This is a genomic window from Rothia nasimurium (assembly GCF_928382285.1).
GTDB classification, from domain to species: Bacteria; Actinomycetota; Actinomycetes; order Actinomycetales; family Micrococcaceae; genus Rothia; species Rothia nasimurium_E.
The window spans coordinates 133,793-146,305 of sequence record NZ_CAKMSS010000003.1 but is presented as its reverse complement, the minus strand read 5'-3'; the positions used below and the strand labels follow the sequence as shown (position 1 = coordinate 146,305).

The following is a 12,513-nucleotide window of genomic DNA, read 5'->3' as shown; positions in this document are numbered from 1 at the left end:
AAAAGCCGCCCCCGGCGTCCTTGAAAATCAGGACGCCGGGGGCGGCTTCTTCACGACAAGCTAGGCTCGGCCGCAGACCTTAGGTGGTCTGGGGAGTAGGCTCGTCGTTCTTCTCGTTGTTGTGCTTGTAGGCTTCACGGACGCGGGCACCGAGCTCTTCGTGTACAGAATCCCAGTACTTGAAGGCACGCTCACGAATCTCGTCAGAGACAACAGCACCAACGTGGCCGGCGATGTTCTCTACCAGACGAGCCTTAGCAGCATCATCCATGACATCGGCGTAGAGGGTGCGAGCCTGGCCGAAGTCGTCGTCCTCAGCGTGCAGGGTAGCAGCAGCGCGAACCAGAGCGCCGTCAGCTTCCCAAGAACCCTCACCGGCGCGGGCAGCGTCAGCGTGGGGGCCACCGAAGGTGTTGGGGGCGTAGACGGGGGTGTCGGGGCTGTTGAAGGTGTAGCGCATAGCGCCGTCCTGGCTGTAGTTGTTCACTTCAGCGTTCTTCGCGTAGTTGACGGGTAGGTCAGCGAAGTTGGTGCCCACACGGTAGCGGTGTGCATCGGGGTAGGAGAAGATACGGCCCAGCAGCATCTTGTCGGGGGAGGCTGCGATACCCGGAACGAAGTTGGAGGGTGAGAAGGTAGCCTGCTCAATCTGAGCGAAGAAGTTCTCGGGGTTCTTGTTCAGGGTCATCTTACCCACCTTGATCAGGGGGTAGTCAGCGTGGGGCCAGACCTTGGTCAGGTCGAAGGGGTTGAAGCGGTAGGTCTTGGCGTCCTCGTAGGGCATGACCTGAACGTAGAGAGTCCATGAGGGGAACTCGCCGCGCTCGATAGCCTCGTAGAGGTCCTGACGGTGGTAGTCAGCGTTTTCGCCAGCGATACGCTCAGCGTCAGCACCGGTCAGGAAGTCGTTGCCCTGGTCGGTCTTGAAGTGGTACTTGACCCAGAAACGCTCACCTTCGGCGTTGATCCACTGGTAGGTGTGTGAACCGAAGCCGTCCATGTGGCGCAGGGTAGCGGGGATGCCGCGGTCACCCATGAGCCAGGTTACCTGGTGGGCTGACTCGGTGCGCAGGCTCCAGAAGTCCCACTGCATGTCGTTGTTGCGCAGGCCGTTGCCGGGCAGACGCTTCTGGGAGTGAATGAAGTCGGGGAACTTGATGGCGTCGCGGATGAAGAAGATGGGGGTGTTGTTACCGACCAGGTCGTAGTTGCCCTCGGTGGTGTAGAACTTCACCGCAAAACCGCGGGGGTCGCGCCAGGTGTCGGGTGAACCCTGCTCACCGGCAACGGTGGAGAAACGAATCAGCATCTCGGTGGATACACCGGGCTGGAAGAGAGCTGCGCGGGTGTACTTGGAGACATCTTCGGTGGTCTCAAAGACACCGAATGCGCCGGTGCCCTTAGCGTGGACAACGCGCTCGGGGACGCGCTCGCGGTTGAACTGGGCGAGCTTTTCGACGGTGTAGGCGTCGTGCAGGACGATGGGGCCGTCGGCACCTACGGTCAGGGAGTCGTTGTCTGAGGCAACGGGGGTACCCTGGGTGGTGGTGGTAAATGAACCGGGCTTAATCGGGTTGTTCATTTTTCCTACTTTCCTGTGTGGGGTTGCTTTCTGCTTGTCTCTAGGGGCGGTTCTAGTAGGCAGGCAGAGGGTGATGACGCTCTGCCCTAGCTGGCCAGTGCCTGGTTGGCAGCTGCCTGCTGGGCGAGGGCCACTTCTTTTTCGTCGGCGTTTTGGCAGTCGGAGCAGATGCCTCGGTAGAGCACATCGGCGCTGAGAAGTGCCATGCCGTGAAAATCGCTGGGGGTGAGGCAGGGGGCGGCCCCGATGGCGCAGTCCACGTCTTCGACCTTGCCGCAGCGGATGCAGTAGGCGTGGTGGTGGTTGTCGCCGGTGCGGGTCTCGTAGAGCCCTGCTGACCCCGGTGGTTCGAACTTGCGGAGCATGTTGATGTCGGTGAGGTCGGCAAGGACGACGTACACCGACTGTACGGTGATGCCCGGTAGTTCCTGGCGGACGGCGGTAACAACGGCGTCTGCGGTGGAGTGGGGGTTATCGTGCACAGCGGCAAGTACGGCGAGGCGTTGCTTGGTGACGCGGCGTCCCTTGGCTCGGAGTTGGGCCGACCAGGCTTCTTGGTAAGCACTGGCAGGGGGCTCGGTGCTGCCGGGGATGTGGCTGCAGCCGTTGGCTCCGAGGGTGCTCATTGTTGACATCATGTCACCATAATATCCTTATTCTGAGTCTTTCACAATAAGGTGAGGTTGGGGATTGCCTCAGGGTTGGCTGGGCTTGCCCCTCGTTGAGGGTGCCCAGTTGGTGCACCCAGCCCGTCCTGTTTCGGGCGCTGTTTGCCCGCGTCCTTGCCACTCGTTGGGGCTGTAGTGCCGCTTCATTCCTCCAGAATCTAAAAAGTTTTTAAAAACTTCGCGTTGCGAAAAGGCTTGTCAGCGGCGTATTTAAGGGTTGGTGAAAAAGTTTTTTAAAAAAACTTCCTGTTTTCGCGTCATGAAACGGGCCCCAGCCACTCTTTATCTATGACAGCGAAAAACTGTCGGGTGTGCCTACCGGTTTCATGATCGCCTGGTAGCGCACCACCCCAATTTGCTATGGGAAGCAGAGCGGGGAACAAGGGAATAAAACGTGCCCGTCAATCGTGGGGATTCGACGAGCACAACGGCGCCTCCGTTGGGACTAGGGGAAAACAGCCCAACGGGCAGGGAGCCAACACTGTGATGTGTTAAGGTGCAGAGCCGCCGCTGCTGGAACTTATCGAGCGGCTCTGCCCACCACACGCCAAAGCAGCCCCACCGCACAGGGCCGTTCGCGGGTTCTGTGCTCGGGCAAATATACACAACCCAATACACTTTCAGATGCTTTCGCAGGCACTGAAACGCTAAGTGCCAACACTGTTCGTGGGTGGTGGCGCACAAGCTACACACTCACCGCCAAGCGGGGGTGCCTCCAGGGAAGGGCGCCGCCGTCACTCAACAGAGGGTAGAGAGGCTCGCACCGCTTTACCGCTAGGGACAACATCAGCCCGGCTCCTGCAGTCCGTAAGGAGCCGGGCTGCTGTTGTTCTTTCCACAAACTACTGCACGCGCGGCAGAATCCCGATAGACTAATAGAATGCCCCACCACTCTAACTAGGGGTAACTCGCATAAACCCAGGGATTTTCATGCAATCACACAACACCGCGCAACCAGCTACTGGCGGCCCCACCGACGAGCTGTTGCTCTCGGACGTCCGCGAAGGCAAGCTAGATTCGTTCGGCGTTCTGTATGAACGTTACGTGTCAATGGCTCGTGCCATTGCTTATAAGCACACCTCTAACAACACCCTCTCAGAAGACATCGTCTCGGAAGCCTTTGTGCGTGTGCTCCAGGCTCTCAAAAACGGTAAGGGCCCCCGAACATTCATGGGTGGGTACCTGGCCACCACTATCGCCCACCTGGCAGCGGAAAACGGGCTCATTGCTCAAAAGGAAGTTCCTAGTGAAGAGGAACACCTGGAGTCAATGGGTTCGCTGGACGAAACCGTCTTGAAATTACATGAGTCCGATGAGCTCATCAGCGCTTTTACCGGTTTGCCGGAACGTTGGCAGACCGTGCTCTGGATGACCGAGGTTGAAGATAAGAAGCCTCGCGAAGTTGCCCAGACCATGAACCTCTCTGCCAACGCTGTTTCGGCGCTGGCAACCCGTGCTCGTGAGAGCCTTCGCGAAGGTTTCTTGCGGGCCCACCAGAACGCGCCGAAGACCGACGAATGCGCCCAGTACTCACCTCACCTGAGCTCTATGGTGCGTGGCTCCCTGACCAAAAAACGTAGCGAAGCCTTGCGTCTGCATCTGTCGGTGTGCTCCTATTGCACCTCGGAATATCTGACCCTGGCCGGTATCAACAAGTCCATGCGCGTTTGGGTTTTCCCCGTGCTGGCGGGCTTGGTGCCCGTTATTACCGATGGTTCCAAGGTGCTGCTGCCCTTCCTCGCCGGTGGTGTAGCCGGTGGAGCAGCCGCCGGTGCTGGATCCCAGAGCGGTCTCTTCTCAGGGCTGGGGGGCGGACGCTGGACGCCCGGCAGCCAGGCTTTAGCGGGTGCTGCCGCTGTCGTAACCGCTATTGGTGCGGTTGCCGGTGGCATGGCTCTGGTCAATAATTCTTCGGCAGGGTCGGCGGTCATCAGCGCAGACTCTCAGCTGCAGACTCCGAAGGCTCAAGCAAATGAAGAAAATTCTGGAGTCACCGATAGCCTGGTGAATGAGCCCCAGAATGTTTCTAGCGGTATGACCGCTGAAACCCTTCGCTCATCTGTGGCTGCTAACGGCCCTTCCGCAGTGCAGGGGAATAACAGCGCTAACGGCGGGGGCTCCACAAATTCTTTGGCCCAGGCAGCGGGTTCAGAAAATGCTACCTCCCAGCAGGCTGATGCTGACCAAGGCAGTAACGCTGCTACCCCGGCAGCTAGTAGTGGTGAAACCGAACCTGCTGTGTCGGCAGGCAACCCATCTGTCCCTTCGCAGGGGAACGCTGCGCCTGTTGCTGAGCCGGTTGCAGTGCAAGTCCCCAATGCTAATCCTGAGCTGCCTGGCGCCCCTGAAGCACCTGCTAATCCTGTAGAGCCTAGTGCTCCAGTAGCTCCTTCTGCCCCTGTGGATTCGGCTATACCCGGTGAGCCGGTTGCGCCGACTGATCCTGTAGGGCCGGTGGCCCCTGCGGAGCCCAGTACACCAGAGCCTGAAGCTCCTGTGGTTCCTACTGAGCCGACCGTGCCTACCGAGCCTGAGGCACCGGTTGAGCCGGTCGCCCCGGTTGTTCCTGTAGAACCTGAAAGTCCGGTAGAGCCGGTGGCTCCGGTTGAACCGGAGGTTCCTAGTGAACCTACAGATCAGGCTGAACCTGTTGAACCGACCGATCCTGTTGAACCGACTGAACCGGTTGACCCTGTCGACCCAGTTGAGCCTGTTGAACCGACTATTCCGGTTGAACCTACTGACCCGGTTGAGCCTGTTGAGCCGACCGAGCCTGCTGGCCCGTTCGTTCCGGTTAACCCTGTAGAGCCGACTGATCCTACCACTCCGGTCGAGCCAGTTGAACCGACCGACCCGACTATTCCGGTTGAACCTACTGACCCGGTTGAGCCAGTTGACCCAACGGTTCCGGCCGAGCCTATTGACCCCACGCTTCCCGTTGAGACGACTGACCCGGTTGATCCTGTTGACCCCACGGTTCCCGTTGAACCTACTGTTCCGGTAGATCCTGTTGACCCGGTTGAACCGACCGTTCCGGTAGAACCTACTGATCCGGTAGAACCTGTTGACCCAACTGACCCGACCACTCCGGTAGAGCCAGTTGAACCTACCGACCCGACCGTTCCGGTTGAGCCTACTGATCCTGTCGAGCCTACTGATCCTGTCGAGCCAGTTGAACCTACCAACCCGACTGTTCCGGTTGAACCTACTGATCCGGTTGAGCCTGTTGACCCCACGGTTCCTGTTGACCCCACGGTTCCTGTTGACCCCACGGTTCCTGTTGACCCAACTGACCCGGTTGAACCTACTGAGCCCGTCGACCCGACTGTTCCGGTTGAGCCTGTCGACCCCACGGTTCCCGTCGACCCAACTGACCCGACCACTCCGGTCGAGCCAGTTGAACCTACCGACCCGATTGTTCCGGTAGAGCCTATTGACCCGGTTGAGCCTGTTGACCCAACGGTTCCTGTTGACCCAACTGACCCGACCACTCCGGTAGAGCCAGTTGAACCTACCGATCCGACTGTTCCGGTTGAGCCTACTGATCCTGTCGAGCCTGTTGAACCGGCTGACCCGATTGTTCCGGTTGACCCCGTTGACCCCACGCTTCCCGTCGACCCGACTGACCCGGTCAATCCGACCGACCCGACTGTTCCGGTTGAGCCTGTCGACCCCACGGTTCCCGTCGACCCGACTGACCCGACCACTCCGGTCGAGCCAGTTGAACCTACCGACCCGACTGTTCCGGCTGAGCCGACCGTTCCGGTAGAACCTACTGATCCGGTAGAACCTGTTGACCCAACTGACCCGACCACTCCGGTCGAGCCAGTTGAACCTACCGACCCGATTGTTCCGGTAGATCCTGTTGACCCCACGGTTCCCGTTGAACCTACTGACCCGGTTGAGCCTGTCGACCCCACGGTTCCCGTCGACCCAACTGACCCGACCACTCCGGTAGAGCCAGTTGAACCTACCGATCCGACTGTTCCGGTAGAGCCAGTTGAACCTACCGATCCGACTGTTCCGGTAGAGCCTACTGATCCTGTCGAGCCTGTTGAACCGGCTGACCCGACCGTTCCGGTTGAGCCTACTGACCCGGTTGAGCCTGTTGATCCGACCGTTCCGGTCGAGCCGACAATTCCAGACTATGATTCCTGGCTGGGAAGCGCTGACTACTACCAGCTCATAGCATCGATACCGTGGGACGCTATTGGTCAGCCCATCGGAGATAACCGGATGTGCATGATCACCTTTATCGTCACTGACACTGAAGGCACCAACTGGCCCTCCGGTTTCGCCACCTACTTGCCGCCCGTCCTTATCGAATCTCCGTATGCTGCCTACCTGCTCGAAGGCTACCTCGGCCTCAGCAAGATTCAAGACATCACGTGCTACTAGATAAAAGCGCCTGCTGCTTCTCGTACGAGATACAGCAGGCGCTTTTCTCAAGCCTCTAGCGGAACACCGGGGATATCCCAGCTAGAACATCTACTCTGGTAATCAAGCCCCAACGAAAGGACTCTTTTATGCACAGCCATAACAACGGCCTCAAAACAGCCCTCTTGATGGGGTCAATGGTTGGTTTTCTCCTCCTCATCGGAGCAGGGTTTGCCTACTTCACCCGAAGCTCCATCTTTATCCTGATTTTTGGTCTTATCGGGGTAGGTACCGTAGCCTACACCTACTGGAACTCCGACAAGCTCGCTATCCGCTCCATGAACGCCTACCCGGTTACCCGCGAGCAGATTCCTGGCCTCTATGCCATCGTTGAAGAGCTCTCTGCTAAGGCAAATCAGCCCATGCCCAAGCTCTACGTTGCCCCGACCATGACCCCCAACGCCTTCGCTACTGGACGTAACCCTCAGAACGCCGCGGTCTGCTGCACCGAGGGTATTCTGCAGCTACTCGATGAGCGCGAGATGCGCGGTGTGATTGGCCATGAGCTCATGCACGTTTACAACCGTGATATTCTGACCGGTTCAATTGCCGCCGCTATCGCATCTGTCATCGGTACTATCGCCCAGTTCGCTTCCTTCGGTGCCATGTTTGGCGGTAACCGCGAAGAGAACCGCGGTGGTGGCCTCATCTTCACCCTACTCATCGCCTTCCTAGCGCCTCTGGCCTCAGCCGTTATGCAAATGGCTATTAGTCGCACCCGTGAATACGATGCCGACGAGGACGGCGCCCGCCTCACCGGCGACCCGCTGGCGCTGGCGTCCGCCCTGCACAAGCTGGAAAACGGGGTGTCACGCTACCCCATGAACCCCGAAAACCGCCAAACCGCAGGTGCAGCCTCCATGATGATTGCTAACCCCTTCCGAGGCAGTGGTTCGATTAAGAACCTGATGGCTACCCACCCGCCCATGGCTGACCGTATCGCCCGACTCGAAAATATGGCTCGTCAGAACGGGCAGCTCTAGACTTCAGGTCACGCTGACTGAAAGTTGACCGTACAAATCTGAACAGGTTAAAGAAGAGCTCCCCACCTGCCCGGGCAGGTGGGGAGCCTTATATCTAGGTGCGGACGCCCCTATGGGGCAGGTGCCTAGCGGTAGTTGACGAACTGCAGGTCAACCTCAAGGTCGGCGCCCTTGAGTAGAGCAATGACATCCTGCAGGTCATCGCGGGACTTAGAGGTTACGCGCAGCTCATCGCCCTGAATGGTGGCCTTGACCGACTTGGGGCCCTCCTCGCGAATGAGCTTAGAGATTTTCTTGGCCTGGTCCTGGGCAATACCCTCCTTGATAGAGGACTCAATGCGGTATTCCTTGCCAGAAGCGTAGGGGTCGCCAGAATCCAGGGACTTGAGCGAGATACCGCGCTTGACCAGCTTGGACTGGAAGACATCGAGCACGGCCAGAGCACGCTCTTCGGAGTTGGCCTTAATCAGGATCTTTTCGCCGGAGAAATCAATCTCAGCGCCGACACCGCGGAAGTCATAGCGCTGGGCTACTTCCTTCTGGGCCTGGTTAAGGGCGTTAGAAACTTCCTGCTTATCGACCTTTGAAACAACATCGAATGATGAATCGCTTGCCACGGGTATTTACCTCTTCTGCTTGTAGACGGTGTGACTTATGCCCCTGACATAACGGTGCGGGGAGGGGCTTCTCTACAAAGGTACCCTGTTTTGCGGGGGCTATGCAGATTATCTCAATCGTTATGAAACTGTGACACCATTCTCAGCTAAAGTTCATCTTGGTTTGGGAGGATGAAGTCATGGCTGAAAAGAAGACAGCTGCCCACGCTGCAGCCGGCATACAGCCCGGCTCAGGAACCACTCCGGCAGCGCACCAGGTACTAGCTGTAACTGACGAGACCATGCAGCGAGCCTACGAGGCTCTCCTTGCAGATTTAGTGGCAGACGGCTTTACTGCCGCCGATGCGACTGCCCCGGCGGGCAGCGGCTCGCCTGAAGTCGAACAGGCCCCAGATTTTACCCGTGGGCTAGGTCAAACCCTGCACGATGCTGATTTGGTCGCTAGATTCGAGGGCGTGAAAGAAAACCTCTCCCGCGAAATTCGTGGCGGCATGTGCACCCCCGACCAGGCTTATGCCTACCTAGAAAACCTTGAAATATCGCTCCTGCTAGAGCAAGAAGCCCTGGCGGCAAGCTCTGCATCCAACTAGCCTTACCCCGACCGGCGTCCGCTCTCACAGCGCGCCGGTCGGCCCGCTTAAGTGGTCTTTGCAACAAAAGCTACTTTCGGTTTGGCAAGCTGCCTAAAAGTGTGTAAAGTATTCTACTGTTCGCTCAAACGAACACATTCAAGAAATTGAATACGGCAGATTACCCGAGCGGCCAAAGGGGGCTGACTGTAAATCAGCTGGCATTGCCTACGGGGGTTCAAATCCCTCATCTGCCACAGCGAAAATCCCGCCTCACACGAGGCGGGATTTTTTATTCCCTGGTGAGCTAGCTTCATTATCAGAGAAACCGGCCACAGTCTTTAGACAAGCCCCGATAAAACCGGTAGCGTGTTTGTCATGGCAACCATTGAAATTACCCAGGAAAACCTGACCCAGAACGTCGAAAACTCAGACATTCTCTTCCTCGACTTCTGGGCCGATTGGTGCGGCCCCTGCAAGCAGTTCGGCCCCATCTTCGAAGCTGCTTCTGAAAAGCACGCCGATATCACCTTCGGCAAGGTCGACACCGAAGACCAGCAGCAGTTGGCCGCCGCAGCAGGTATCACCTCTATCCCCACCATCATGGGCTTCCGCGAGGGCGTTCTCGTCTTCTCTCAGCCCGGCGCCCTGAATGCCCAGCAGTTCGACCAGATTATCGAAGCGGTCAAGGGTCTGGATATGGCCGAGGTACACAAGCAGGTTGCCGAGGCTGAAGCAGCCCAGGCTGAGCAGGCCTAAGGCCACTAACTTTCTTTATATTAAGTCGCCCTCCCCCCTAATTGGGGGAGGGCGACTTTGTCTTAGAAGGAGCGCATATCCTGCGGGGCATACCGGGGGCCGCGGCGCGGTTCGCTGATCCCGGCGGCCTTAATGAGGGCCACGACCCGCTGGCGGTGCCCGGCATAGGGAGCAAGTAGCTCTACCATGCGGGCGTCATCGCCGCGGGTACCATCGAAGGCGTAGGTGACGTGGTGGGCGAGATGATAGTCGCCCACGCTGACGGCGTCGGGGTGGCCGCAGTAGCGTTGCAGGGTTTCTGCGATGGTCCAGGGGCCAATACCGGGAACCGAGTTCAGTGCCCGGGCGAGTTCGCTCACGCTGTGCTGGGAGGCAAACCGTTCGAAGGACTCAGCTCGGTTCGCATAGTGCACCATGGTAGATGAGCGGGAGCGGTCAAAGCCGGCGCGGTGGTAGGCCCAGTCAGGAATCTGGGCAAAGGCGGACGCCTGCGGGAAGATAACAAGCCCCGGCGGCTGGTCGGGGAGCCCGGTTGCAGGAGCTGGTTCACCGTACTGGCGGAGCAGGGCCCGCATACCTCCCATAGCCTCGATGCCGGTGACCCGCTGTTCGGTGATGGCCAGTAGCAGGTTTTGCGAGAGCAGGCCAATAGAGGGTAGCCGCAGCCCCGGCGCCTCGGCCCGGGCCTGCACCAGCCTAGCTGGCAGCTGCCCCCAGGCCTCTGAGGCGTAGAAGCCGGCCCACCGGTCCTGCTCACCCACCCAGCCCGGCACGCGAGCCGCAAAAGCTTCCAAGGCGGACGCAGATGATGTACCGCTAGGGGAGCTGTCACCTGCCCAAATCGTTACCTCAATCGGGGCATGCAGGTCGGCGGGGTGCGTCCTGGCAAAACGAACAACCAGACCCACCCCAGCTTCGCGGGCAGTCGCCCAAAAAACAGGGCCAGCAGGCCCGGTTACCTGACGAAAGAGGGGGTCGAAGGCTCCGCGCTGTAGGGGCGCAAAGGTCTGGCCCAGGTGTACCCGATGGGTTGGTTCCAGAACAAAATGCGCGCGTAACATGCTCACCATCGTCTCACACCCGCTCTACCCGACCCACAGAACCACTTTGCTGTCTATACTCGTACAAGACGCCGCACCCGTGGCACCTACCCCAACCTCAGACGAAGAAGGCGCATGAGCTCCTCCCTACTGCCAGCAGAAGCCCACCCCATCAGGGCGCGTATCAGCGCTGCAGCCCTGGCCCTAGCTGTTTTTGCCCTCTACAGCGTCTACTCCTGGCTGCAGTGGCGGCACTACGTGGTGCCCTCCTGGGATCTCGGTATCTTCTCGCAGCTGGCTAAGGCATATGCCTCAGGGCAGGCCCCGATTGTGCCGATCAAGGGGGAGGGGTTCAACCTGCTGGGGGATCACTTCCACCCCGTCACGGTGCTACTGACTCCCTTCTACTGGCTCTGGCCTACGCCCGCCACCCTGCTCTATGTGCAAAACGGGCTGGTTGCCCTGTCTGTCTACCTGCTGGTGCGCTTCGCCCAGCGGATTCTGGCCCCCTGGGCAGCCCTAGCCCTGGGAGCTGCCTACGCCCTGAGCTTCGGCATCCAGCAGGCTGTAGCCGTTCAATTCCACGAGGTCGCCTTTGCCCTGCCCCTGCTCGTCATGAGCCTGGGCTACCTGGCCATGACCCGCCTGACGGACGCCCCCGCCCCCCTGCTGCGCCGCGCCATCTACTGGGCGGCCCCCCTGGTCTTCGTCAAAGAGGACGTCGGTATCACGGTTTTCGTCATCGGGCTCGTCGCCCTGGCCCGCACCGGCTGGCTCTCAACCGCCAGCAGTATAGCCTTCCCGTCGGTGTCCGCCCCGGTACGCCCCCGCCGCGAACGCTACCGTACCCTGCTGCATTCCTGGGTCAACACCCCCGCGGTTGCCGAAGCCAGCCTACTCATGCTCTGGGGCATAGTCTGGCCCCTGCTGGCCATCGGCCTTATCCTGCCCTTCTTCAACACCGGTGGTGTCTTCGACTACTCCGATAAGCTCGACGTCGCAGCAGCTATCGGTGACCCCCTCGGCGCCCTAGCCCAGCTTTTTTACCCCTGGCAAAAAACCGCCACCCTCGGCCTACTGCTGCTGATCGGCGTCCTGGCCTGGACCACCAGCCCTCTTGCCCTCATCGCAGCCCCCACCCTCATCTGGCGTTTCCTTTCACCCCAAGAGGGCTACTGGGAACCTACCTGGCACTACAACCTGGTACTCATGCCCATCGTCTTCACCGCCCTGCTCGACGTGCTTGCCCGCGCCACCGCCCGCACCAGCGTCCCCGCCTACCGGCTCGGGGCAACACCCGCCGGGCGCACCGTCCGCACAATCCTTGCAACCCTGCGCCACCGCGCCCCGGTAGCCCTACCCGCGCTCGCCCTCATCGTCAGTCTTGGGCTGCTACCAAACCAGTCCCTAGCCCAGCTGGCTGACCCGGACTTCGCCACTACCGAGCTTTCCACCACAGACCAGATGAAGGCAGAAGCCGTTGCCGCCATCCCCGAAGGATCCACTGTGGCGGCGGATCTCTCCGTCCTCACCTACCTGGTGCCCAACCATACCGCCTACTGGATCGGCCACTCCGGAGAACCCGGCCCCGACTACGTGCTCGTCGACAAGCTGGGCAGCGCCTGGGGCGGCAATCCACCGACCAGCGCGGTTGACTACGCCACCGGCCGCTACGGTACCGCTACCTACGTTCACTACCGCACCATTGGCACCATCGACATCGCCGTCCGCACCCGCTAGCTGTACCCTCTATCACCACCCGGGCCCAAAACGCCCAAACTAGGGTAGAGTTGAAAACGTAAGACTCGGGAACCCCCGACCATTTCTCTTCAGCGCCCACGCCCGCTACTGGCACACA

The 12,513-nt window shown here is 59.6% G+C and carries 9 protein-coding genes and 1 tRNA gene; 6 read left to right on the top strand and 4 right to left on the bottom strand.

What is annotated here, in order from left to right:
* Window positions 1-79 precede the first annotated feature (79 nt).
* Both L6758_RS05160 and L6758_RS05155 read right to left on the bottom strand, forming a co-directional pair.
* A complete protein-coding gene (locus L6758_RS05160; RefSeq protein WP_237199110.1) occupies window positions 80-1,582 on the bottom strand; it encodes a catalase in 1,503 nt (500 codons plus the stop codon).
* Window positions 1,583-1,668: 86 nt separating this feature from the next.
* A complete protein-coding gene (locus tag L6758_RS05155) occupies window positions 1,669-2,208 on the bottom strand; it encodes a Fur family transcriptional regulator (protein WP_237204735.1) in 540 nt (179 codons plus the stop codon).
* Between the two features lie 972 nt (window positions 2,209-3,180).
* Between L6758_RS05155 and L6758_RS10995 the strand changes: the two genes are divergently transcribed.
* On the top strand, window positions 3,181-6,648 hold the full coding sequence (locus tag L6758_RS10995) for a sigma-70 family RNA polymerase sigma factor (RefSeq protein ID WP_272878565.1): 3,468 nt from the start codon (window positions 3,181-3,183) through the stop codon (window positions 6,646-6,648).
* A 128-nt stretch (window positions 6,649-6,776) separates the two neighbouring features.
* The gene (htpX, locus tag L6758_RS05140; RefSeq protein ID WP_237199108.1) at window positions 6,777-7,670 is read left to right on the top strand and encodes a zinc metalloprotease HtpX; all 894 of its coding nucleotides are present in this window, start codon (window positions 6,777-6,779) and stop codon (window positions 7,668-7,670) included.
* A gap of 125 nt (window positions 7,671-7,795) precedes the next feature.
* Here htpX and L6758_RS05135 read toward each other — a convergent pair whose 3' ends face one another.
* The gene (locus L6758_RS05135; RefSeq protein WP_237184942.1) at window positions 7,796-8,287 is read right to left on the bottom strand and encodes a YajQ family cyclic di-GMP-binding protein; all 492 of its coding nucleotides are present in this window, start codon (window positions 8,285-8,287) and stop codon (window positions 7,796-7,798) included.
* A 179-nt stretch (window positions 8,288-8,466) separates the two neighbouring features.
* Here L6758_RS05135 and L6758_RS05130 point away from each other — a divergent pair, with 179 nt between their 5' ends.
* The 3 genes from L6758_RS05130 (at window position 8,467) to trxA (ending at window position 9,615) form a co-directional block, all read left to right on the top strand.
* Window positions 8,467-8,877 (top strand): hypothetical protein, encoded by a 411-nt coding sequence (locus tag L6758_RS05130; protein ID WP_237199107.1) that lies wholly within the window; start codon window positions 8,467-8,469, stop codon window positions 8,875-8,877.
* A 154-nt stretch (window positions 8,878-9,031) separates the two neighbouring features.
* Window positions 9,032-9,113 (top strand) — tRNA-Tyr (locus tag L6758_RS05125).
* 121 nt (window positions 9,114-9,234) lie between these two features.
* Window positions 9,235-9,615, top strand: a complete 381-nt coding sequence (gene trxA, locus L6758_RS05120) for a thioredoxin (protein ID WP_237194834.1) — start codon at window positions 9,235-9,237, stop codon at window positions 9,613-9,615.
* Between the two features lie 62 nt (window positions 9,616-9,677).
* Here the strand turns inward: trxA and L6758_RS05115 are convergent, their stop codons facing one another.
* A complete protein-coding gene (locus tag L6758_RS05115; protein ID WP_237204736.1) occupies window positions 9,678-10,676 on the bottom strand; it encodes a DNA-3-methyladenine glycosylase family protein in 999 nt (332 codons plus the stop codon).
* A 114-nt stretch (window positions 10,677-10,790) separates the two neighbouring features.
* Here L6758_RS05115 and L6758_RS05110 point away from each other — a divergent pair, with 114 nt between their 5' ends.
* Complete coding sequence (locus tag L6758_RS05110; RefSeq protein WP_237204737.1) at window positions 10,791-12,395, top strand: DUF2079 domain-containing protein; 1,605 nt, start codon at window positions 10,791-10,793, stop codon at window positions 12,393-12,395.
* The last annotated feature ends 118 nt before the right edge of the window (window positions 12,396-12,513 follow it).